The following is a 24,466-nucleotide window of genomic DNA, read 5'->3' as shown; positions in this document are numbered from 1 at the left end:
CTTGTCATTTATAGAAGGCCGACGTGTCGGATCAAGCCATCCGTTTTACCGCTAGTAGCTCCAACCCCTTAGCTCCACGGATTTCCTATCAACTGTCAACTTTTTAGAAATGCTGTTTCGAATCTAGGCTTGGCTGTTACAATACAACCCATCAATTTTTCGATGTAGACCCATGACCCCTGAACAACTTGCAGAAATCATCGCCGCCGATCGCGTAATCGCGGTACGCCTAGCACTCGCAGAAGACATTGGCAGTGGCGACATCACCGCCCAACTCATCCCAGCGGAACAACACTCTACAGCCCGAGTCATTACACGTGAAAACTGCACTGTCGCCGGCACCGACTGGGTGGATGAGGTGTTTAAACAGCTAGACCCGAGCGTAAAAGTCACGTGGCATACAAAAGATGGCGCCAAGGCACAGGCAAACGATGTGTTATTTGAACTAGAGGGCAACGCCCGCTCACTCATGACCGGCGAACGCACCGCGCTGAATTTCCTGCAGCTACTCTCCGGCGTCGCCACTAAATGTAGAGAGTACGCAGATCTCGTTGAAGGCACAGGCGTTAAGCTTTTAGATACCCGCAAAACCATTCCCGGCTTAAGAACAGCACAAAAATACGCTGTCACTTGCGGCGGCTGCTACAACCATCGCATCGGTTTGTACGATGCTTTTTTGATTAAAGAAAACCACATCATGGCCTGCGGCGGCATTGAAGCGGCTATTAAAGCTGCCCATGAAATTGCACCGGGAAAGCCCGTTGAAGTAGAAGTTGAGAATTTGGCGGAGTTTGAGTTGGCGCTGAAAGCCGGCGCGGACATTATTATGCTGGACGAGTTTAGTGAGGAAGATACCCGTGCAGCGGTTAAATTAAACCAAACGGCAAAAATAGAAGCTTCCGGTGGAGTGACAAGTAAAAATTTGAAACAGCTTGCGAAAACGGGGATTGACTACATATCGCTGGGAACACTTACCAAGCATTGCCAAGCAATTGATTTATCAATGAGAGTCAATCATTGTTAGTAGCATGGTAGCGGCCATAGGCTGAGCACCCCAAATCAGATATAAAACCTTAGCTAGAACGGGTCAAAATCTAATAGCCGAATAGGTATTCCACTGGAAGTATCTACAATTGCAGTCCAAGCCAAACCGTTATTCATGAAAGGCACCCAAGCCTGGCTCCCATCAGATGACTGATCAAGCCCAGCCAATAAATCGACCCGATTTTCCGCTTGGATCTTATCTCTTAATTGTGTTAGTGGACGCATTCGCTGGCGCACGAGCGCCGCATCCATCACAACGTAATATTCAGGTGATAGATGAATATCTTTACCACCTAACACAGCACTAAATAACAAATTAGTGCGCTCCTCCACATCGTCAGGAAATTTAACGGCAACAACGGTCGGCCCAGCTAGCAGATTTAAAATCTGCGTCGCATCTAAGCGGTCACTCTCCAGTAAATCCGCAGCAACAACTAACTCGTAGCGATCTACGGCATAAACCACATATATAGGATGAGCCAAGAATACGCTGTATACGCCATAACTCAAACCAGCCAACTGAATAAAGCCTACAACAAAGTAGTCGAACACCAGCTCTTTAACGCTTTTTGACGCATTAAAAACAACAAACGACATCAAAGGGCCAAGACAAATCTCAACTAATAGCACCAGTCCGAAAAGCCCCCAAGCGCCAGACAGCTCACTATAAGGCTCTGGATACCAATAGCCAAAAATCACCCATGCGGTTAACGTAACAATCATTGTTGTTACACCAAGATGTACTAATGCAGCCTTCAATTTACCCATAATCAATACCATTGCCCCAACAAAAACGCCTCGCTAGGCGAGGCGTCCTTTTACAGCAAACTTCCTGTCGCGATTAACGACACTCAGCTGGAGCAAAGCGCGCTAACAAAGTACCAGCCGCACCTACACCAAAGACACTAGCAGCTGCACGACACTGCCACATAATGCTACCAGTAGGCGGAGTGTAAGAACCGGCACCACCAGAGCTGTCAGGCAGCACAACAGGCGCAGCGAAAGTACCTGAATATGGAACCAAGTTCAGCGTATTCGCACCAGCTGCCGCAACACCTGCAGAGTAGGTAATGACGATTTGACCATCGGTCTGAGAAACTGTCAAACCCGTTACGTTTTTAGTAGCGCCAGGTGCAGTCCAGCCGGCATCGTATGCTACGGCGTTAGCCGCATTTTCGGTAACAGACAATTTTGCAGAAGCTGCCAAACCTAAACCTTCGGTTACTTTGGCACGCACGGTGTAGTCTTGGTACGCAGGCAGAGCTACAGCAGCCAAAATACCAATGATCGCAACCACGATCATCAATTCAATCAAGGTAAAACCTTTTTGTACGCTTTTCATAGGGTGTCTCCACAGACGTTTTTTAGGGAAAAGGTATTAGAGATAAGCAATTTGCTTGCCAAGTCGCGAAATTACGTTGTAACGCACCATAGACTGCCATACAGCGGCTATCAAGATCCAAGCTTAACCCTGAGAACCCTGCTAACTTACAGATTCTGGCATTAAGTGACGATATTTGTCACCCGTCACGCACTGTTTACTTCTAAACTTAACGGCATATACTAGTTTCTAGCCCGCAACAACATAAATAAGCTTGTTTTACAGAGGGTTATAAGCCAAAGTTAAGTATTTATTTAGCTAACTTAGTCAGCGAAAACTTAATATGAATGCACCGACACCTCAATTAAGCGGCCTAGCAAGGCGCTTAGTGAAAGATGGGCTTTTAGATGAAAGCGCCGCAAAAAACGCTATTGGCCAAGCGGCAAAAGAAAAGAAACCGCTGGTGCAGTTCCTTATTGCCAGCGGTACGCTTAGTGCCGACACCATAGCTAATGCCGCATCTGAGGAGTTTGGCACACCACTTTTTGACCTCGACAGCCTCAATGCTGAGGCCATACCGAAGGATACCGTAGATCGAAAGCTTATCCATAAGCATCATGCGCTTCCTCTCTACAAACGCGGTAATCGCCTATTTGTAGCCATGGCAGACCCAACCAATTTACATGCACTGGATGAAATAAAATTTCAATCAGGCTGTAGCTCGGAAGTCATCTTAGTCCATGGTGATAAGCTAACAGTCGCCATAGAAAAATTCCTTACCGCACAAGAAGAGTCCATCGGTGACGCCTTAGGTGGGCTTGACGATGAAGGCCTAGAAGACCTTGATATTCAGGCCGTGGACGAAGATAAGCAAGGCGACGACAAAGCGGGCCAAGAGGCGGACGAAGCCCCGATTGTTAAGTTTGTTAACAAAGTGCTGCTAGATGCCATCAAGGGCGGCGCCTCGGATATTCACTTTGAACCCTATGAAAAAGCCTACCGAGTTCGCTTTCGCACCGACGGCATTTTGGAAGAGAAAGCCAGACCCCCAGTCAACCTAGCATCTAGACTGGCGGCGCGCTTAAAGGTTATGTCTCAAATGGATATTTCCGAGCGTCGAGTACCTCAAGACGGCCGGATTAAGATGAAGATATCGAAAACCCGAGCCATCGACTTCCGGGTTAATACCCTCCCCACACTTTTTGGCGAAAAGGTGGTGCTGCGGATTTTAGACCCCTCTTCGGCAAAACTCGGCATCGATGCATTAGGCTACGAAGACAACCAAAAAAAAATATACATGGACGCACTCGCCCAGCCACAGGGTATGATCTTAGTGACTGGGCCAACAGGCTCTGGTAAGACCGTTTCGCTTTACACCGGCCTGAATATTCTAAACACACCTGAAATCAACATCAGTACGGCTGAAGACCCGGTTGAAATTAACCTTGAGGGCGTCAACCAGGTACAAATGAACGCGCGCGTAGGCCTTACCTTTGCCGAGGCGTTACGGTCATTTCTTCGCCAAGATCCCGACGTAGTTATGGTGGGGGAGATTCGCGACCTCGAAACTGCAGAGATTGGCATTAAAGCGGCACAAACAGGTCATCTTGTGCTTTCCACTCTGCATACCAATAGCGCCCCTGAAACACTGACGCGCCTACTGAATATGGGAGTACCGGCTTTTAACGTAGCCACCACAGTGAGCGTAATCATCGCCCAGCGCCTAGCGCGCCGTTTATGTGGACACTGTAAAAAGCCAGCTACAGACATTCCCGACGAAATTCTAACGGAAGAGGGCTTCGACGATATTGGCATCCCGAGAGCCGAGTTCCAGTTGTTTCACCCAGTTGGCTGCGCGCAGTGCAACAAGGGCTATAAAGGCCGAGTCGGCGTATATGAAGTAGTTCGCATCACGCCAACAATCTCCAGCCTTATAATGGAAGGCGGTAACGCCATTGATATCGCCAAAGCAGCGAGAGAAGCCGGCTTTAACAACTTACGAATTTCAGCGCTTCGCAAAGCGGCTTGGGGTATGACCAGCCTAGAAGAAGCTAACCGCGTCACCAAGGATTAATGACTATGGCCACGGCAAAAGCAATCGCCAAACCCACAATTTTTGTCTACAAAGGCGTAGACAGGAAGGGCAACAAAATTTCGGGAGAAGTTGACGGTAGTAGCGCAGCACTTGTTAAAGCTCAATTAATGAAACAAGGCATTAGAGCTAGCACCGTAAGGAAGAAACCCAAACCTCTGTTCGGCGGTGGCGGAAAAGCAATTACACCTCAAGATATAGCAATTTTCAGCCGACAGATGGCGACAATGATGAAAGCCGGCGTGCCACTTGTGCAGAGCTTCGAAATAGTTGCCGATGGCCTAGAAAACCCTAAGCTAAGAGAGCTCGTACTAGCAATTCGAGAAGATGTTGCTTCAGGTAATGGCTTTGCTGTCGCACTAACTAAGCACCCAAAATATTTCGACGAACTTTTTTGTAATCTAGTCGACGCGGGAGAACAGTCCGGGGCACTCGAGACAATGCTTGACCGCATCGCAACTTACAAAGAAAAAACAGAAAAAATTAAAGCGAAAATCAAAAAGGCAATGACCTACCCAATTGCGGTACTTGTTGTTGCACTTATTGTCACCGGTATTCTCTTAGTGAAGGTAGTACCGCAATTTGCCGAGACATTCAGTTCTTTTGGCGCCAAGCTTCCAGCCTTTACCCTTTTCGTTCTGGGCTTATCTGAATACGCCCAAGAATGGTGGTTCATCATTTTAATATTCACCGTAGGTGCAGTATTTCTTTTTAAAGAGGCTGTTGCTAGGTCTGAAGCTCTGGCCTATCAGGTTGACAAAATGTCATTGAAACTCCCTATTGTTGGAGCAATATTATATAACTCAATTATCGCTCGCTTTGCTCGTACCTTGTCGACAACCTTTTCTGCGGGCGTTCCATTAATTGACGCACTTACATCGGTATCGGGTGCTTGTGGCAATATGATCTATAAAGATGCTGTATTAAAAATACGGGAAGAAGTCTCAACTGGAATACAGCTCAACCTGTCGCTTCGCGCCTCTAAAATGTTTCCTCCTATGCTAATCCAAATGACTGCGATCGGAGAGGAGTCAGGCGCTCTTGACGACATGCTTGACAAAGTGGCGGAATTCTATGAGGACGCCGTTGATAACATGGTGGACAACTTAACCTCTCTACTTGAGCCAATGATCATGTCGGTGCTTGGAGTTCTAGTGGGAGGGCTAATGATCGCTATGTATCTGCCAATATTTCAAATTGGTCAGGTCGTATAGCGGTGGTAAACACAGACTTCCTGCGCGCTATCCAAGAACCTTGGTTTTATTTAACCGCTATCACTTTATTTGGTTTAACCGTTGGCAGTTTTTTGAATGTGGTCATTTATCGGCTACCAAAAATTATTCAAAAAGGCTGGAAAGCCGAGTGCTGCGAATTATTAGAAGTAGCACCCGAAAAATCTGATGAGGGGGAATTCAATCTTGCATTCCCCAACTCTCATTGCCCCAACTGTAACACGCCCATTAAGGCATACCACAATATCCCAGTACTCAGTTACCTAGCACTGGGAGGTAAGTGTCACGCATGTAAAGTCTCGATCTCAATAAGATACCCCTTCGTAGAGCTCGCCTCAGGATTACTCTGCTTCGCCCTAGCTTGGAATTTTGGCGCAAGTTTGCAAACCATTGCGCTACTGTTCTTCACATGGTCGTTAATTGCACTGACGATGATCGATGTCGATACAATGCTACTTCCAGACGACATTACCCTACCACTTATGTGGGCTGGGTTAATAATCAATAGCTTCGGCCTAATAACAGACTTTCACAGCGCATTCTGGGGCGCTGTCGCGGGTTACGGTGTGTTGTGGTCGGTGTTTTGGCTATTTAAGGCCATTACCGGCAAAGACGGCATGGGCTATGGCGACTTCAAACTACTCGCGGCGATTGGGGCTTGGCTAGGCTGGCAATCACTGCCGCTAGTGATATTGCTTTCTTCACTCGTCGGAGCAGTGATCGGCATCGGTCTTATTATGCTGCGCAATCAAGATAATCAAACCCCCATACCTTTCGGACCCTATCTCGCCATTGCCGGTTGGATCGCCATGATGTGGGGCGATGCGATAACCGGCTATTATTTGCAAATATCCGGCATCAATAACTAAAGCGCATGTACGTATTTGGATTAACAGGCGGCATTGGCAGTGGTAAATCAGCTGCAGCGGAAGCCTTTAGAGCATTAGGTGTCGATGTCCTCGATGCCGATAAAGTTGCTCGAGATGTTGTCGGCATTGGTTCAGACGCATTAAAGCAAATCAGCCAACACTTTGGCTCGAATATTTTAAATTCAGACCAATCTCTAAATCGGGCGCGACTTCGTACGATCATCTTCACGACGCCCGATGAAAAAAAGTGGTTAGAAAAACTACTGCACCCGCTGATTCGCAACAATATAGAAGTACAGTTATCAAAAGGCCTAAAGCCTTATCAAATTCTTGAATCACCTCTATTGTTAGAGACGAATCAAGCTGATCTGGTGCAAAAAATCATTGTGGTTGATGTTGACAAAGACATACAAATTGAAAGAGCCAGCCAGCGCGATGGCGTAACACGCGGCGACATTACGGCGATTATTGATAGTCAAATGCCCAGAGCGCAACGCCTCAGGCGTGCAGATTTCATCATAAACAATAATGGCGCCCCTGCAGACCTAAAACGTCAAGTCCTAGACATCCACCATCAACTCGTTGCAATCGCTCAAGCCGAGACCAAAAACAATGCCTAATGACACACAAACAAGCGCAAAATCAATTCAGGTCTGCTGCCCTATCTGCAAAAAAGATGTGGAGTGGAACGATACATTTCCCGAGCGCCCCTTTTGCTCCAAACGCTGCAAGTTAATTGACCTTGGTGACTGGGCATCGGAATCCCATAAAATACCCGTAGACCCAAGTATCGATGATCTTATGTCCGGGGAATTAGAGTTCGTCGAACAAAACACTAAACACTAAAGAGCCTACTGCCACCAATCCCGAATACAGGCGACACCCTGCCCACCCGCCAGACGAGCATTAACGATATCATCCAAGGTCAAGCCACCTAAGGCAAACACCGGGATGTTAATGCTCTCAACCAAGGCGGAAAATCCTGCCCAGCCCAAAAGCTCGTCTGGACGATAACGCTTAGTAGCCGAGACTGGGGATAAAAGCAGAAAGTCGATACCGCGTTGCTGAGCAAGCGCGAGCTCTGACCGATTGTGGCAAGAGGCACTCAGTAATGCACCGTCGAAGCACTCAAAACCCCCTTCCATTTTTCGCGCGGAGAAATGCACCCCAAAATTCTTGTGCTCAGTGATGGCACGTTCAAAATCAGTGCTAGCGGCAGGACACCAGTCAATGTGCCACTGCCACTGCGCGGCGCTAAAAAGGGCCATACTTTTTAAGGCACTAACAAGGCCGAGGAAATCCAAATTGGGGCAAGAGGGACGCAAAATAAATAATCGGTAGCCTCGACTTAACGCTGCCTCAATGGCCGCCAAGTAGACACCTGAGCAGTCAGTATCGCCTGTAATCAAGCAAGTTGACGACAACAAAGTAGCGGTGACAATAGCCTGATTGGCCGCAGGAAACTCGTAATCTAATAAGTCTACCTGCCAGACCCATTTAACTTGTTGCCCCTCCATGCCTCGCGCAACCCCAACAAACTCATGCACCTCCCAAACATCTAGGTAGACCTGTTTATCGGGGTAATCGTGGGTAATCTGAATCAGCGGCTGTGCCGATACAACGGTTAAACCAACCTCTTCTTTTAACTCACGTTTAAGCGCGTCTAAAGGCGCCTCAAATTGCTCAACCTTACCGCCGGGAAACTCCCAAAGCCCACCCATGTGTACATGAGTGGGACGCTTAGCGATAAGAACCTGCTTGTGGTGACCCCGTATAACCGCAGCCACCACATGTACGCGCTTTGACATTGTATACGTCTAACTTCTGTAATCCGCGTTAATGGTTACGTAGTCATGGGACAAATCTGTCGTCCAAACGCGATCTGCAAAGTTCCCCCTAGCCAAATCAATATCGATAGTAATGGACGATTGATTCATTACCGCCTGCCCTTGCTCTTCGGTATAAGAGGCAGCACGACCACCATTCTCCACAATGAGTACACCACCTAAGCGCACCCGCACCTTGCTTGCATCTAAATTTTCTACACCTGCGTAACCAATAGCCGCAACTATACGCCCCCAATTTGGATCACTTGCAAATAAGGCGGTTTTTATCAGGGGTGAATGAGCCACAGCATAAGCCACCTTCAAGGGCTCATCACTGTTGGCGCCACCTGTCACATTAACGGTAACAAACTTAGTAGCACCCTCGCCGTCGGTCACGATAGCTTTAGCTAATTGCTCGTGCACGGAGATGACTGCCGCGCTGAGTTTTTCGAAGTATTCGCCCCGCGCTTCAGTAATTTCCGGTAAATGAGTTTTGCCGGTAGCAACCAAAATGCCTGAATCATTTGTAGATGTGTCGCCATCCACCGTAATTCTGTTGAAGGATTTATTTGTTGCATCCGTTAACAAGCTTTGCAGCACATCGCGCTTCACTTTTGCGTTAGTCGCAACATACCCCAACATAGTGGCCATATTGGGTTTAATCATGCCGGAACCCTTAGCAATCCCTGAGACATAAATAGTTTCACCCTGATGAACAAAACTTTCTGTAGCGCCTTTAGGTCGGGTATCTGTTGTCATAATACCAGTGGCCGCATCCTGCCAATTCGATTCGTCTAAGTTCGCAACGGCATCGGCAAGCACAGGCATTATTTTTGCGGTTGGTAACGGCTCGCCGATGACACCTGTTGAAAAAGGCAGCACATCGGCTTCTTCTACCGACATGATACGCGCAACTTCTGCGCATACTTTTTTTGCGTTCGCCAAACCAGACTCACCCGTACAAGCATTCGCGTTACCCGTATTGGTCACGAATACTCGCGGCAGACCTTGAGCTAAACGCTCCTTACAAACTGTCACAGGCGCCGCGCAAAATGCGTTCGTGGTGAACACCCCAACCACTTCAGAACCTGCAACAGCCTCCATGACAACCACGTCTTTCCTACCGGGTCGCTTGATACCAGCACTCGCTATACCTAATTTAAAACCGGGTATGGCATGCATGTTTGGAAATGGAAATTCACCTACGGCCATAATGGAGCTCCCTATATTTATGAAGACTGACGTGATTTAGAACAGTTTAACGCACTTATTTAATCTGAAGAAAGATAACACTAAGGTTGGCACAACGGCAGACAAAAAAGGCTGCCTTAGGCAGCCTTATGATCAAATCCATAGTCTATTAGGATAGCTTTCCATGGCACTGCTTGAACTTTTTACCCGAGCCACAGGGACAAACATCGTTGCGCCCTACTTTTTGGCCAGCCCTTACAAAAGGTTGGGCACCTTCATCGGGCACCTCTGACTCACCAAGCGCGGACATTTCAGCATGCTGTAATTGCATTTTCTGGCGCGCAAGCGCTTCTGCACGCTTGCGTTCCATTTCAGCCATTTGCTCTTCGCTTATCGGCTCAACCCGCGCCAAGATCTTGATGACCTCAAACTTAATGGAATTCAACATGCGTTGAAACAACTCAAAGGCCTCACGCTTGTACTCTTGCTTTGGGTTTTTCTGCGCATAGGCACGCAATCCGATACCCTGACGCAAATGATCCATACTCGCTAAGTGCTCTTTCCACTGCATATCGAGCACTTGAAGCATCACTTGGCGCTCAATATCTTTTATCACAGTACCAATGCGCTCGGACTTTTCATCATAAGCTTCTTGTGCAGCGGCCAACACGCGCTCGCGCACCGTGGCCTCATTCACACTTTTATCTTCATCGAGCCATGATTGAATTGGCAACTTAAGCCCTAACTCAGCTTCCAAACTGCTTTCTAAACCGGGCACATCCCACTGCTCTTCCATGCTTTGCGGAGGAATACCAGCGGAGACAATGTCATTCACTACATCTTCACGAATCGCGGTGATAGTGCTTGTGATGTGGTCTGCCACCAATAAATCATTGCGCTGATGGTACACAATCTGACGTTGGTCATTGGCAATATCATCGTACTCAAGCAATTGCTTACGAATATCGAAGTTACGCCCTTCGACCTTACGCTGAGCCTTTTCAATGGCGTTGGTCACCATTCGATGTTCTATCGCTTCGCCCTTCTCCATACCCAAGGCTTTCATAAAGTTACGCACTCGATCAGAGGCGAAAATGCGCATTAAGCTATCTTCAAGCGAAAGATAGAAACGTGACATACCTGGGTCGCCCTGACGCCCGGCGCGACCGCGAAGCTGGTTGTCGATACGACGCGATTCATGGCGCTCGGTACCGATAATATGTAGACCACCGGCCTCAATAACGAGGTCGTGGCGCTGTTGCCAATCCGCCTTTAAAGCCGCCTTTTGTTCTTCTGTAGGGTTATTCAGCGCCGCTAATTCAGCTTCGAAGTTTCCACCTAAAACGATATCAGTACCACGTCCTGCCATATTCGTTGCGATAGTGACGGCGCTAGGACGACCCGCTTGAGAAATGATCTCTGCTTCTTTTTCGTGGAATTTTGCATTTAACACCTGATGCTTGATGCCAGCCTTCTTCAGCCGCGCAGACATCATCTCCGATGTTTCAATGGATGCGGTGCCAACCAGAACCGGCACTTTCTTTTCTATGCAAGATTTAACATCTTCAACAATCGCATCGTACTTTTCATCGACGGTAAGAAAAATGAGATCGTTTAAGTCTTGGCGTTGGATGGGCTTGTTGGTTGGGATAACCACAACGTCCAAGCCATAGATTTGTCTAAATTCAAACGCTTCTGTATCGGCAGTACCTGTCATGCCCGACAAGCCATTATAGAGCCTAAAATAATTTTGGAAGGTAATGGAGGCCAGTGTTTGGCTTTCATTTTGAATATTGACGGCTTCTTTAGCTTCGAGCGCTTGGTGCAAGCCCTCCGACAAGCGACGACCAGGCATAGAGCGCCCTGTATGTTCGTCGATGAGCATCACCTGTCCATCTTGAACAATGTAATCAACATTCTTCTGAAACAGCGTATGAGCCTTTAAGGCCGCATGCACATGATGCAAAAGGCTTAAATTGGTTGCCGCATAGAGGCTTTCATCGCCCTGTAGCAATCCAGCCTCAATTAACATGTCCTCGATAACCTGATGGCCCTCTTCAGAGAGCTCAACTTGACGTGCTTTCTCATCGAGAATGTAATGACCTGGTTCTTCCTCTGTAGGCTTCTGTAACTTTGGAATCAATCCGTTGATCATTCGATAAAGTTCAGAGCTATCTTCAGCTGCACCAGAAATAATCAGTGGCGTACGCGCCTCGTCGATTAAAATAGAATCGACCTCATCAACCACTGCAAAGTTGAGTTCGCGCTGAAAACGATCTTCTTTGCGCAGCGCCATATTGTCGCGCAAATAATCAAACCCAAATTCGTTATTGGTACCGTAGGTAATATCCGCTTGATAGGCCGCGCGCTTTTCTTCTGGGTCTTGCATGGAGCGAATGACGCCAACACTCAAACCTAAAAAGTTATACAGCGGTGCCATCCAAGCGGCATCGCGTGCTGCCAAATAATCGTTTACCGTAACGATGTGAACACCGGTACCAGGGATAGCATTTAAATAGGCCGCCAGGGTCGACATTAACGTCTTACCTTCACCGGTACGCATTTCAGCAATACGGCCTTCCTGCAACGTCATACCACCGATCAGCTGCACATCGAAATGGCGCATGGACATCACACGTCGAGATGCTTCACGGCACACCGCAAAAGCCTCTGGCAAAAGATCTGTTAAGGTCGCACCCTCGCTAAATCTCTGCCTAAATTCTGCCGTTTTGGCGGCGAGCTGCTCATCGCTTAATGCCTTAAGACTTTCCTCAAAACCATTAATTAATTTAACGGTTTTTCCCATGCGCTTGAGTTCGCGGTCGTTTTTTGTGCCGAAAATGGTCTTTAGCATCTTGCCTATCATGATAATTCCGAATGTCACATACAGGTTGTGCCGCCTTCAAGGCGGTGAAAGGGTGTCAAGTAAATAGAAAGGAGCCCTTGAACGCAAGAGCTACAGCGGGTCAGCGCGCTGCGCGGTGAATATAAACAGCAGGATCGACCGGGCGGCCGTGCTTATAAACTTCAAAATGAACATGCGGGCCTGTGGAGCGACCACTGGTTCCCATAAGCGCGATAACTTGGCCTTTTTTAACGATATCCCCCACTTGAACCTTCAGCTCTGAGTTATGGGCATATCGAGTAGAAAAGCCGTTACCGTGGTTAATTTCCACTAGATCGCCGTAGCCCTGACGCTTGGTTGCCCAAGTGACGACACCGGCTGCAACAGAAATAACATCTGAGCCATGTTTACCGGCGAAATCAACACCTGAGTGCCAAGCAACACGCCCGGTAAACGGGTCGGTTCGACGCCCATAACGAGACGACATCCAACCTTTTGTGACAGGCCGTCCAGCGAGGAATACATCGTTTTGAATTTTGCGCTTAGCTAGTAAATCCTGAAGGATTTCTAGTTGTTGCTCACGGCTTTCAATCTGAGCCGTTAGCTGATCGATAACATCAATGAACTCTGGCGCGGCGTAAGCATCCCCGAGCGAGGCACTTTCGGGGCCACCTAAGGCAGGGGGCTGGCTAAAATCAAACTCGCCTTGGTCTAACTTAGCGATAGTCGTTAGGCGTTCACCCAGCGCGTCTAAACGCACCAACCGCGCCTGCAGCTCGGCCATGCGCAATGTAATGGCCGCAAGCTGTTGCTGAGCATGTTGTCGCGTTTGTTCAAGCTGTTCTTTCTGTGCTGCCAAGCCCTGACTCCAGCTCTTGGCAGAATCTGCGGTGAATAAGTCAGCGCCGTCGCCGCGCGCCCATTCGAGCCCCGCTACGACTCCCACACCAGCAGGCAATCCTATCAGGCATGCCGACAGAACGGCACGCGTCCACCCACCGAGGGTGAAACTTCGCGTACTGCCATGGCGCTGACTGACAAGGATAACTTTCATCAGACCTACTTGTGTAAGTTATTGAATATTTAAGCCCTTAGGCCTCGCGAACCTTCACTACTAGAGCTATCTAGGGTCTTAAGTTAAGCACATTAGCGAGCCTGTTTCGACCCAACTGAGCCCGGCTGAAAACCGTGCGCATCATAAAGGCGAAGCGATCCAGCTTCCACCAAAGGCATCACATCTTAGGTAATCTATACGCGTAAAGTACCAAAACACACGTGAAAAGCCACACTCTGCTCAACAATGAACAAAATATGGCATAGATATCAATGAATTACCAACGACAATGCACAAAGCACATTAACCATTTACATGGCTAATATAGGCTTGATATAAGAAATTGGTGCTGTTTTTTCATCTTCAAATGTCACCACTTCCCATGCATCTTCTTGTGCGATGAGCTGGCGCAATGATTTATTATTAAGCGCGTGACCTGATTTGTGAGCCTTAAACTCACCAATCAAACTATTGCCAAGCAGGTAAAGGTCGCCGATAGCGTCGAGCACTTTATGCTTCACAAATTCATCTTCGTAACGTAAGCCATCCTCATTGACCACGCGATAGTCATCAACAACGATAGCGTTGTCGACACTGCCGCCTTTCGCTAAACCCTTCGAGCGCAGATATTCGATTTCATGCATAAAACCAAAGGTACGTGCACGACTAACTTCTTTAACAAACGAGGTGCTTGAAAAATCTAAGCTCGCATTTAATGTGCGGCCATTAAAAACGGGGTGATCAAAATCAATACTGAAGGTAACTTTGAAACCTTCAAATGGCAGAAATGCAGCTTCTTTATCGCCATCCTTAACCACTACGGGACGCTTGATACGGATAAACTTTTTAGCCGCATTCTGCTCTTCAATACCCGCTGATTGAATCAAAAAAACAAAAGGGCCAGCACTGCCATCCATAATAGGCACTTCAGGCGCAGAGACTTCGACAATCGCATTGTCGATACCCAAGCCGGCCATGGCACTCAATAGGTGCTCAACCGTGGATACACGCACATCGCCTTTAATCAACGACGTTGATAACGTTGTATCGCCAACATTCGCTGCTTTAGCCTCAATTTCTACCATCGGGTTGAGGTCAGTACGGCGAAAAATAATGCCCGTATCAACCGGTGCAGGCTTTAAAGATAAGTAAACTTTCTCGCCCGTATGCAAACCCACACCAGTAGCGCGAATGGGATTTTTCAGCGTTCGTTGCTTAATCATATGTCACCGTATCTTCAATGTGTCATGGCCCGCGATTCACGCAGATCCGCCAAAATCAATGCCAAAAGAACAAACCAACCAAGCGGATATCCACTTAAGTCAGCGAGGCTCTCCTTTAAACAGAGGGGAGAAGAGCCAACTTAGCCTTAGCCCTGGCCTCGATACTCCAGCCTATCTGCGCAACCATGGCCACCAACTCAGCAAACGCCAAATCGTGCACCAAAATCACTAAATAATTGGTCCGATTGCACCGTTTAAGCTGTCTAATTCAACCAAAAGTTTGGCCAAACAGCCCAAAAAGGACTCGGAAGCGCCGAATAGTATCAAATTTCAGACAATGAAACCAACACTTAAGTTCCACGCCTACCAATTTAATCAGTCCCAGCGCGCACCAAATTTAGTCGGCTTGGCGACGCAGGAATGCTGGGATATCGAACAACTCCATATCTTTTTCCTGCGCTGCGAGCGCCGTGTTGCCACCACCAGATGCCGCCTGCTTACGGCGCTGATAGGTAGGCGTATCAAAATCCTCTGGTTGATTGCCGAGTTTTTGCCGTGGCGTATTATCGACAACGACCGAGGCTTTAGGCTTTACGGCTTCAGGCTTAACCATCGGGCCTAGACCTGTCGCAACAACAGTAACCCGCAACTCGTCCTTCATTTCAGGGTCAATTACCGTCCCAACAACTACCGTGGCATCAGCCGAGGCGAATTCGCCAATGGTATCTCCAACCTCAGTAAACTCACCCAAGGATAGATCGATACCTGCGGTAATGTTAACCAGTATTCCGCGCGCACCCTGAAGATCAACATCTTCTAACAGCGGGCTACGAATCGCGGCTTCTGCTGCCTCACGTGCACGATTTTCGCCACGCGCAGCGCCAGTACCCATCATCGCCATGCCCATTTCAGACATAACGGTGCGCACATCGGCAAAGTCGACGTTGATCATGCCAGGCCTAATAATCAGATCAGCAATGCCCTGCACAGCGCCCAGCAACACGTTGTTGGCGGCTTTAAACGCGTCGAGTAATGTGGTCTTGGTACCCAAAACAGAAAGCAGTTTTTCATTTGGGATAGTGATTAACGAATCGACACGCTCTGCCAACTCCCGAATACCTGCATCGGCTATGGCCATCCGCTTTTTACCTTCAAACGGGAAAGGTTTGGTTACGACCGCTACAGTTAGTATGCCCATTTCGCGTGCAACCTCAGCCACGACTGGCGCACCACCCGTGCCTGTACCACCCCCCATACCGGCGGTAACAAACACCATATCAGCGCCTTCAAGAATCTCTGCGATTCGCTCGCGATCTTCCATGGCGGCTTGACGCCCGACTTCAGGGTTGGCACCGGCGCCCAAACCTTTCGTCATTGAATTGCCAAGCTGTAACACAGTGCGAGCATCAATATCTTTTAACGCTTGAGCATCCGTGTTGGCACAAACGAACTCAACGCCTTCAATATCGCTGGCGATCATGTGTTTAACAGCGTTGCCGCCACCACCGCCGACGCCAACAACTTTTATCACCGCATTCTGCGGTACGCTATCTACTAGTTCAAACATGGTATATCCCCTCTGTTTTAGCGATTTCCAAATCAATTAAAAGTGAACAGTAAAAACCCGTCACTGCTTAAAAATTTTCTGACAGCCACGCTTTAGCGCGAGACCACCAGCCATTCTTGTTTTCGCGAGATGTGTTGGTTGGTCGCCCATCCAGCTGTTTCATGCCATAAAACAGTAATCCAACGCCCGTGGAGTAAATAGGGTTGTTTACGATGTCACTTAATCCACGCACATTTTGCGGTGCACCTAGTCGCACGGGCATGTGGAAAATTTCTTCAGCCAACTCAACAACACCTTCCATTTTTGACGTACCGCCGGTCAATACAATACCGGCAGCAACCAGATCTTCGTACCCACTGCGGCGCAACTCAGCTTGCACCAAGGTAAATAATTCATCGTAACGAGGCTCAACAACTTCGGCTAAAGCTTGACGCGATAGCTCTCGTGGCTCTCGATCACCAACACTGGGTACTTTAATAGTTTCATCAGCACCCGTTAACTTTGCCAAGGCGCAGGCATACTTAATTTTTATTTCTTCCGCATGAGCCGTAGGCGTACGCAGGGCCATCGCAATATCATTTGTAACCTGATCCCCAGCAATCGGAATCGATTTAGTATGGCGTATAGACCCATCAGTAAATATCGCTATATCCGTCGTGCCACCGCCAACATCGACCAGACATACACCTAAACTTTTTTCATCATCGGTTAATACGGCATAACTGGATGCAAGTTGCTCGAGGATAATGTCATCCACTTCCAAACCACAGCGCTTAATACACTTCTCAATATTCTGTGCGGCATTGACGGCACAAGTCACCAAGTGAACTTTTGCCTCCAAGCGAACACCTGACATACCCAATGGCTCGCGCACGCCTTCCTGGTTATCAATCAAATATTCCTGAGGCAATATATGTAGAATTTTTTGATCGGCGGGGATTGCAACTGCCTGAGCCGCATCAATTACACGATCAACATCTTGGGTAAAAACCTCACGGTCTTTAATTGCGACAATACCGTGAGAATTCAAACTGCTAATATGACTACCCGCTATCCCAGCGTATACCGAATCGATTTGACAACCTGCCATCAACTCAGCCTCCTCTACAGCACGCTGGATGGAGTGCACTGTAGATTCGATATTAACAACCACACCCTTTTTTAAGCCGATAGATTTATGCGAGCCGATGCCAACAATTTCTAACTCGCCGTCATTTGACACCGAACCCACGATGGCTACAACCTTGGAGGTGCCAATATCTAGGCCAACAATCATGCGACTCTCATTTACAGGTGGCATTGTGTTAACCCCGTCTTATGATTAGCGTTAATATTCATCTTTCAGCCTGTTGTAATCCATTCTTCCTGAACATCTCTTAAGTTGACTTACGCCAGCTCACCGCAGCACCGTTGTTATAACGCACATCAACACTGTTGACCTCGGTCCATCGGTGAGCTAATTGATCGTCGTAAACTTTCGCAAACAAACGCATCCTTTCCTGTAGCTGGTGGCGGCCGAAGGCAATTTTTACACCGTCTTGCAACTGCACTTTCCAACTACCTCTTTTATCTAATTCGATACGCGCAACATTCAAATTTCTAACGCTCATTAACGCAGCAATTGTTTGGTAGCTCTGCATTAACTTTCCCAATGAGCGATCTTCAGCATCTAACCTTGGCAAACCCGCTAACCGCTCCACATTATTCGCCAGAATCAATTCAGCTCGGTAATTTACAAAACCTCTATCGGCCCAGCGTGCAATGGGGTTTTGCTCCACTACTTCTACAATCAACCGGTCAGGCCAACGCCTGCGAATCAACACATAATCAATCCAAGGGTCCTGCTCCAAGGCAACTTGAAGCCCTTGAATATCTAGCTGCCAAAACCCCGTATCGATATTCTTTTCAAGTAAACTCGCAATATGCTCTTTATCAACAAGCCTAAACTGCCCCTCAATTGCGACACCATTTACTGGCCTATCCCAAATCGCTAAAGCGCTCCGGGTGATCTGCGGCGCCAACCAAACCAACACCGCCAACAACGCCGAACCTAATAATATTTTACGAACGAAACCGGGCTTACCTTCTGGCAACTTCTCCCGCACTGCCCGCTTCGATTCAGCCTTCATTTATTCAATGAATCCTGCAAAATCGTACCGACTAACGCCTCAAAATTTAATCCCGCTTGCTTTGCAGCCATAGGGACTAAACTGTGGTCCGTCATGCCCGGAACGGTATTAACCTCAAGCATAAAGAACTGACCGCTTTGATCGGCCATCACATCAACTCGCCCCCAACCCTTGCAACCTACAGCCTTAAAACCTGCTAGCGCCAAGGCTTTAAGTTCGGCCTCCTTTTCTGCCGGTAATTCACACGGGCAAATGTATCGCGTCTCATTTGAAACATACTTTGCATCGTAGTCATAAAACGTATTTGCCGACTCCAACCGAATAGGCGGCAGTACCTCATCAACCAGAATAGCGACAGTATATTCAGCACCTTCAATAAGCCTCTCGACCAACACGCTGGAATCTAGGGCTCGGGCTTTTTCCACCGCAATTTCGAACTCCGCTAAGTTTTGTACCTTAGACATGCCGATACTAGAACCTTCATGGCTAGGCTTAACCATGACTTTGCCGCCTAACGAGTGCAAAACTTGGGCAAGATCCAATTCAGGCGTAAGCACAACATATTCAGGTGTCGACAATTTCTCACCGCGCCAAATTTGTTTGGTGCGCCATTTGTCCATAGCGATCGCCGACGCTTGAACACCACTACCTGTATACGGAATATCGAGGAACTCCAACAATGCTTGCATACGACCATCTTCGCCACCTGGGCCATGCAGTGCGATAAAAGCACGATCTATACCGGCCTTTTGAATTTGCGCCACGGCATTTACTTGCGTATCTATCGCAACCACTTCAACGCCTAAGGCTTTCAAGCCATCACAAATGGCATTACCCGACTTCAAACTAACGGCACGCTCCGCTGAACTACCGCCAAGTAGCACGCCCACCTTACCCAGCTGGGCTAAGGTTGCTGCATCAAATCTAAACTCTTTATTGTGCATCTCCGAATTACCTCACGACCATTTCAGCACAGAGAGTTCTGCCGACAATTGACCAACATTTCCCGCACCTTGCGTAATCACAATATCATTAGGCTTAATAATGTGTTTTAAGGCTTCGGCTACTCCGTCAATTTGCTCCACAAAAACAGGATCGACGACCCCGCGCGTGCGAATACTGCGACTCAAGCTTCGACCATCTGCGCCAGCAATTGGGTCTTCGCCAGCAGAATAAACATCCAATAAAATCAATGAATCCACACCACTCAATACATCAACGAAATCTTCATACAAGTCCCGTGTTCTGCTATAGCGATGAGGTTGATAAATCATAACCAAGCGGCGATCCGGCCAACCGCTACGTACCGCTTTAATAGTCGCAGCAACTTCTCTAGGATGATGACCATAATCGTCAACTAACATCGCGCTGCCTGTTTCGCCCACTGGCACATTGCCAACCACTTGAAAGCGTCGACCAACACCTTGAAAGCCGGCGAGCCCCTCCTGTATTGCACCGTCACTCACACCTTCATCCGTGGCAACCGCAATAACAGCCAATGCATTTAATACATTGTGCTCACCTGGCATGTTGACGGTAACCGGAAGATTGTTTGCATGACCTGCGCGAACAACATCGAATGACGTGGTCATTTTTTCTTGGCGTATATTGATGGCGCGCACGTCACACTGCTCGCCCATACCATAGGTGATAACAGCCCGTGAAATTTGTGGCAACAACTCGCAAACCACTGGGTCATCAGCACACACAACCGCTACACCATAGAAAGGCAAGTTATGCAGAAACTCGACAAACGTTTTCTTGAGTACTGAAAAATCGCCACCATAAGTATCCATGTGATCCGCATCGATATTGGTGACCACAGAAACCATTGGCTGCAAATGTAAAAAAGTTGCGTCACTTTCATCTGCTTCTGCCACGAAATAGCGACTTTCACCTAATTTCGCATTACTCCCAGCACTGTTTAACAAGCCGCCAATAACAAATGTCGGGTCTAAGCCATCCGCCGCCAACACTGAAGCCATTAAACTTGTCGTGGTGGTTTTACCGTGGGTTCCAGCAATAGCAATGCCGTGCCGATAGCGCATTAGCTCGCCCAGCATTTCGGCCCGACGAACGACGGGAATTCGATTTTGTTTTGCCGCTTGCAATTCCGGATTATCAGCTTTCACAGCCGTGGAATTAACAACCACATCAACACCCTCAATATTCTCAGCCGAGTGCCCAATAAAAACCTTGATGCCTTTACGTTCCAAATGCTTCGTCGTTGTGGACGCGCGGATATCAGAGCCTGAAATCTCATAGCCCATATTCAAGAGCACTTCAGCGATACCGCTCATCCCTGCGCCACCAACACCAATAAAGTGAATTCTACGAATTCGACGCATCTCTGGAATCTGATAAATCTTCGGCTTAATCACGCAATACCTCCTGACAAATTTTAGCTACCGCCTGTGCAGCGCCGGCCTTTGCCTGAGCCCGAGCATTAAGCGCCATGTCTAGTAATAATTTTCGGTCGGCGAACTGGTGTGTTAACAAGTCCGCCAATGATGCTGGTGTTAACTCACTTTGCTGCTTCACGAGCGCCGCTTTATGTTGAACCAGCCAGTTTGCATTAGCGGTTTGATGGTCATCTATCGCAAATGGAAAAGGAATAAAAATAGCAGGCAAGCCAGCAACGGAAATCTCTGACACCGTTAAAGCACCAGATCGGCAAATAACCACATCAGCCCAACCATAGGCTTCCGCCATATCGGTAATGAATGGCACCAAACGCACATTTTCCAAACCGGCAGCTCGATATGCATGCCCGCAGATATCGAAATGCTTGGCGCCTGCTTGGTGGTAAACCGTTAACCTACCCTCAGGCAGCAAAGCGATCGTTTTCGGCAACAAATCATTAATAAACTGTGCGCCCAAGCTACCGCCAAGCACCAGCACCCTCAACGGGCCTTGACGATCTTTAAAGCGCACATCCGGTGTGGGCAGCGAGCAAATGTCCTCCCGCACAGGATTCCCTACGGTCTCAGCTTTTGCCATGCCGGAATCAAAAGCTTCCAACCGACGCGATGCCACCTTGGACAACAATTGATTCGTTGTACCCACCCTCGCATTCTGCTCGTGAATGATAAGAGGAATCCCAAACAGCCAGGCCATCAGCCCGCCTGGCCCTGACGCAAAACCACCAAAGCCGAGCACGAGCTTAGGTTTAGTACGACGTAGCACTTTCGCAGCCTGCACTAACGAAACAAGAAGCTTGGCAGGCGCCAACAGTAAATTAGCCAACCCCTTGCCACGCAAACCTTCTACCTTAATGACATTCAGTAAAATGCCGGCGGCAGGTACTAGCTGAGACTCAATCCCACGCTGAGTTCCCAACCATTGCACATCACAGCCGTCACTTCTGAGTGCATCCGCTACCGCTAGCGCAGGAAACACGTGTCCACCGGTACCGCCAGCCATAATCAACACGCGAGGACTAGTCATCAATCAAGTCCTCCACCTGTGCTTTACGTGGTTTAGCAACCGCTTTTGTTGCCCGTTTTTTTACGACTTTTTTGGCTTCTCGTACAATTTGAACTTCAGATTCCCAATCAATTCTTAGCATTAGCCCCATAAGTGCGCAGCACAGCAATAAGCTACTGCCGCCATAACTGATAAAGGGCAAAGTCAAACCCTTGGTGGGTAAAAAACCAGACGCTACGCCAATATTAATAAACGCTTGCATAGCAAACAGAATTGCGACTCCGAAGGCCAATAATGCTGGAAAGCAATCATCGTGCGACATGCGGCTGCGACACCGGCGCAATATTTCAAAAATAAGCGCACCGAATAGAGCAATAACAATTAGCCCACCGATTAATCCAAACTCCTCCGCAATCACAGCGAAAACAAAGTCCGTATGAGCTTCTGGCAAATACAGCATCTTTTGAATGCTATTTCCCAAACCCTGCCCCAACCATTGCCCGTTGCCAAAAGCAATCAGCGATTGGGTAAGCTGATAACCGGCATTAAACTGATCAGCCCAGGGGTCGAGATACGTTACTAAGCGCTGTAATCGATATGGCGACATCAATGCCACAGAGGTAAACAAGCCTCCACCAACAAGCATCAAGCTGAGCATCACCCAGAGGCGCGCCCCTACAAAAAATAGCATTGCCATTACCGTGACGACGATCACTACCGAGCTGCCAAAATCTGGTTCTGCAAGTAGCAAAAGCACAAGCACACCCAGAATAGCCAGTGCGCGCAATAAGCCTTTGTTCTGCCGACTCAAGGCCACTGCACGTTTAGTAAAATAACTCGCAAAAAAGATAATGGCGCAAAACTTTACAGCTTCAGATGCCTGCAATGTTAAAGAGCCTATCGCTAACCAACGCTGACTACCGTTTACCCGACGACCAACGCCAGGTATCAACACCACTAAAAGCAACACAAAAGCCAGCATCAGCAGCACCCAGGCATATTTTTGCCAAACTGCGAGCGGGACCATCGCGACGGCCGCACTTGCAGTGAGACCCATCGCTAAAAATATCAGGTGTCGTCGGGTGAAATACCAAGGGTCACCTAAGGTTGAATCGGCAAATGCGATGCTTGACGATGCGACCATAATCGTGCCGAAGGTCAGTAAAGTGGCCCAGATAAAAACCATGCGCGTAGCCAGCAAGCGCGAAACATCAGGGCGCAGCTGTGCAAACAGGTCTGGTTGCAGACCCGCACTTAGCAACGGTTTGAATGCGAAAGAGGTGCTCATGCAGAGAGCCCTCTCACAGCCGCGACAAACTGTTCACCTCGATCGACATAGTTTTTAAACATATCTAGCGATGCACACGCAGGAGACAATAAAACTTTGTCGCCCGACTGCGCCAATTGATGCGCCTGTGCCACGGCGTCACACATATCTGACGCAAAAGCTACCTGAACATCATTTTCTGCAAGTGCAGCAATGGCCTTAGCATCGCGCCCAATAACCACTAATGCCCGCGCGAATTGGTTGATCACAGGTTTTAGGGGTGAAAAATCAGCACCCTTGCCATCGCCGCCGGCTATCAACACTATTTTATGCTGGGCGCTGGCGAAGCCTTCTATTGCGGCCAATGTCGCACCAACGTTCGTGCCTTTAGTATCATTGATATAACTCACACCGCGCACATCCGCTACCCACTCACAGCGGTGCGGAAGACCTTTGAATTTCTTTAGCGCGGCCAACATGCTAACCATTGAGAAACCGGCTGCGTGCCCAATAGCAAGTGCCGCTAATGCGTTAGCAACATTATGCTTACCTTGAATTTTCAGTTCGTCGACAAGCATGAGGGGTTCAAACTGAAATGCTAAATAAGTTTGACCTGCGCTTTCAATCAACCCAAATTGGTTGAAATCAGGTTTATTTAATCCAAAACTAGTTAGCTTTAAGCCAGCTGACATGGGAGGCTGGGTTAGCGCATCGGCGCGATTAACCACCACGGATTCAGCACCGTAGTAAATCCGCTGTTTGGCGGCGTGATAAGCAGCAAAACTATCATAACGATCTTGATGGTCATCACTAAGATTCAAAATACAGGCAACCTGTGCCGATAATTTAGGCGTTGTCTCAAGCTGAAAACTAGAAAGTTCCAAAACATACAGATCAGCATCTGCCACCAATAGATCAAGGGCCGCCGTACCTAGGTTGCCACCCACACCAACCTTAAGCCCAGCTTCCGCAGCCATCTCGCCCACCAACGTGGTTACCGTGCTTTTTGCATTAGAACCGGTGATGCCAACAATAGGCGCATTCGCCTCGCGAACAAATAGCGCGATATCTCCAACAACACTAACCCCCGCTGCTTTGGCAGTTTGTATGGCTGGTAATTTTAACGATAAGCCTGGACTGAGAATAATTTCATCGAACTGGCAAAGCTTTCCGGCATCTAGCTCACCGAGAAAAACCTCTACGTTGGGAAATTCCCGCTGAAAGACGTTAAGTTGAGCGGGCGCTAAACGCGAATCGAACATAGCAAAGGCTGAATTTTTTCGGGCCAAAAAGCGAGCCACAGACAAGCCGGTGACGCCTAGGCCAACAACTGCAGTGGTGGTACTTTTTGCGATTAATTCAGACACAAACCTTTCCTAT

21 protein-coding genes are annotated in these 24,466 nt (G+C 48.2%); 6 read left to right on the top strand and 15 right to left on the bottom strand.

Going from position 1 to position 24,466, the window contains the following annotated elements; all coding sequences use genetic code 11:
• Positions 1-172: 172 nt before the first annotated feature.
• Complete coding sequence (gene nadC / locus ACGHTT_RS05125) at positions 173-1,024, top strand: carboxylating nicotinate-nucleotide diphosphorylase (RefSeq protein ID WP_390593923.1); 852 nt, start codon at positions 173-175, stop codon at positions 1,022-1,024.
• 53 nt (positions 1,025-1,077) lie between these two features.
• Here nadC and ACGHTT_RS05120 read toward each other — a convergent pair whose 3' ends face one another.
• Together ACGHTT_RS05120 and ACGHTT_RS05115 are read right to left on the bottom strand one after the other, a co-directional pair.
• Positions 1,078-1,812 carry a hypothetical protein gene (locus tag ACGHTT_RS05120; protein WP_390593922.1) on the bottom strand — a complete coding sequence of 245 codons (735 nt, stop codon included), beginning with the start codon at positions 1,810-1,812 and terminating at the stop codon, positions 1,078-1,080.
• A gap of 73 nt (positions 1,813-1,885) precedes the next feature.
• Positions 1,886-2,386 (bottom strand): pilin, encoded by a 501-nt coding sequence (locus tag ACGHTT_RS05115; RefSeq protein ID WP_390593921.1) that lies wholly within the window; start codon positions 2,384-2,386, stop codon positions 1,886-1,888.
• A gap of 322 nt (positions 2,387-2,708) precedes the next feature.
• On the opposite strand from ACGHTT_RS05115, the gene pilB reads away from it, so the two are divergent.
• Genes pilB through yacG form a run of 5 tightly spaced genes read left to right on the top strand, consistent with a single transcriptional unit; the run spans position 2,709 to position 7,404 of the window.
• Entirely contained in the window at positions 2,709-4,439 is a 1,731-nt protein-coding gene (gene pilB / locus ACGHTT_RS05110; protein ID WP_390593920.1) for a type IV-A pilus assembly ATPase PilB, read from the top strand.
• A gap of 5 nt (positions 4,440-4,444) precedes the next feature.
• Positions 4,445-5,671: a type II secretion system F family protein gene (locus ACGHTT_RS05105; protein ID WP_390593918.1), complete on the top strand. Its 1,227-nt coding sequence runs from the start codon at positions 4,445-4,447 to the stop codon at positions 5,669-5,671.
• A gap of 2 nt (positions 5,672-5,673) precedes the next feature.
• On the top strand, positions 5,674-6,558 hold the full coding sequence (locus ACGHTT_RS05100) for a prepilin peptidase (protein ID WP_390593917.1): 885 nt from the start codon (positions 5,674-5,676) through the stop codon (positions 6,556-6,558).
• Between the two features lie 5 nt (positions 6,559-6,563).
• Positions 6,564-7,178 carry a dephospho-CoA kinase gene (gene coaE / locus ACGHTT_RS05095; RefSeq protein ID WP_390593916.1) on the top strand — a complete coding sequence of 205 codons (615 nt, stop codon included), beginning with the start codon at positions 6,564-6,566 and terminating at the stop codon, positions 7,176-7,178.
• Positions 7,171-7,404: a DNA gyrase inhibitor YacG gene (gene yacG / locus ACGHTT_RS05090; protein WP_390593915.1), complete on the top strand. Its 234-nt coding sequence runs from the start codon at positions 7,171-7,173 to the stop codon at positions 7,402-7,404. Before coaE ends, yacG begins: the two co-directional genes overlap by 8 nt.
• Positions 7,405-7,409: 5 nt before the next feature.
• Here yacG and ACGHTT_RS05085 read toward each other — a convergent pair whose 3' ends face one another.
• The 13 genes from ACGHTT_RS05085 to murD all read right to left on the bottom strand — a co-directional run bounded on the left by ACGHTT_RS05085 (position 7,410) and on the right by murD (position 24,453).
• Positions 7,410-8,366, bottom strand: coding sequence for a Nudix family hydrolase (locus ACGHTT_RS05085; RefSeq protein WP_390593913.1), 957 nt, complete (start codon positions 8,364-8,366; stop codon positions 7,410-7,412).
• Positions 8,367-8,375: 9 nt separating this feature from the next.
• Positions 8,376-9,596: a bifunctional glutamate N-acetyltransferase/amino-acid acetyltransferase ArgJ gene (gene argJ / locus ACGHTT_RS05080; RefSeq protein WP_390593912.1), complete on the bottom strand. Its 1,221-nt coding sequence runs from the start codon at positions 9,594-9,596 to the stop codon at positions 8,376-8,378.
• Between the two features lie 148 nt (positions 9,597-9,744).
• Positions 9,745-12,441: a preprotein translocase subunit SecA gene (gene secA, locus ACGHTT_RS05075; RefSeq protein ID WP_390594980.1), complete on the bottom strand. Its 2,697-nt coding sequence runs from the start codon at positions 12,439-12,441 to the stop codon at positions 9,745-9,747.
• A gap of 100 nt (positions 12,442-12,541) precedes the next feature.
• Positions 12,542-13,474, bottom strand: coding sequence for a peptidoglycan DD-metalloendopeptidase family protein (locus ACGHTT_RS05070; protein WP_390593911.1), 933 nt, complete (start codon positions 13,472-13,474; stop codon positions 12,542-12,544).
• Positions 13,475-13,785: 311 nt separating this feature from the next.
• Positions 13,786-14,697, bottom strand: a complete 912-nt coding sequence (gene lpxC / locus ACGHTT_RS05065; protein ID WP_390593910.1) for a UDP-3-O-acyl-N-acetylglucosamine deacetylase — start codon at positions 14,695-14,697, stop codon at positions 13,786-13,788.
• A 397-nt stretch (positions 14,698-15,094) separates the two neighbouring features.
• Positions 15,095-16,264, bottom strand: coding sequence for a cell division protein FtsZ (ftsZ, locus tag ACGHTT_RS05060; protein WP_390593908.1), 1,170 nt, complete (start codon positions 16,262-16,264; stop codon positions 15,095-15,097).
• Positions 16,265-16,331: 67 nt separating this feature from the next.
• Entirely contained in the window at positions 16,332-17,564 is a 1,233-nt protein-coding gene (gene ftsA, locus ACGHTT_RS05055) for a cell division protein FtsA (RefSeq protein ID WP_390593906.1), read from the bottom strand.
• A 76-nt stretch (positions 17,565-17,640) separates the two neighbouring features.
• A complete protein-coding gene (locus ACGHTT_RS05050) occupies positions 17,641-18,393 on the bottom strand; it encodes a cell division protein FtsQ/DivIB (RefSeq protein WP_390593904.1) in 753 nt (250 codons plus the stop codon).
• Positions 18,390-19,337, bottom strand: coding sequence for a D-alanine--D-alanine ligase (locus ACGHTT_RS05045; RefSeq protein WP_390593902.1), 948 nt, complete (start codon positions 19,335-19,337; stop codon positions 18,390-18,392). The genes ACGHTT_RS05050 and ACGHTT_RS05045 overlap by 4 nt, the downstream gene beginning before the upstream one ends.
• Positions 19,338-19,349: 12 nt before the next feature.
• Positions 19,350-20,741, bottom strand: a complete 1,392-nt coding sequence (murC, locus tag ACGHTT_RS05040; RefSeq protein WP_390594979.1) for a UDP-N-acetylmuramate--L-alanine ligase — start codon at positions 20,739-20,741, stop codon at positions 19,350-19,352.
• Between the two features lie 25 nt (positions 20,742-20,766).
• Positions 20,767-21,840, bottom strand: coding sequence for an undecaprenyldiphospho-muramoylpentapeptide beta-N-acetylglucosaminyltransferase (gene murG, locus ACGHTT_RS05035; RefSeq protein ID WP_390593901.1), 1,074 nt, complete (start codon positions 21,838-21,840; stop codon positions 20,767-20,769).
• Positions 21,833-23,107: a putative lipid II flippase FtsW gene (gene ftsW / locus ACGHTT_RS05030; RefSeq protein WP_390593900.1), complete on the bottom strand. Its 1,275-nt coding sequence runs from the start codon at positions 23,105-23,107 to the stop codon at positions 21,833-21,835. The genes murG and ftsW overlap by 8 nt, the downstream gene beginning before the upstream one ends.
• Positions 23,104-24,453 carry a UDP-N-acetylmuramoyl-L-alanine--D-glutamate ligase gene (gene murD / locus ACGHTT_RS05025; RefSeq protein WP_390593899.1) on the bottom strand — a complete coding sequence of 450 codons (1,350 nt, stop codon included), beginning with the start codon at positions 24,451-24,453 and terminating at the stop codon, positions 23,104-23,106. The genes ftsW and murD overlap by 4 nt, the downstream gene beginning before the upstream one ends.
• Positions 24,454-24,466: the final 13 nt, after the last annotated feature.

Source organism: Simiduia litorea, from assembly GCF_042853465.1.
GTDB classification, from domain to species: Bacteria; Pseudomonadota; Gammaproteobacteria; order Pseudomonadales; family Cellvibrionaceae; genus Simiduia; species Simiduia litorea.
The sequence above is the reverse complement of the archived record's forward strand: the minus strand, read 5'-3'. Positions and strand labels throughout refer to the sequence as shown.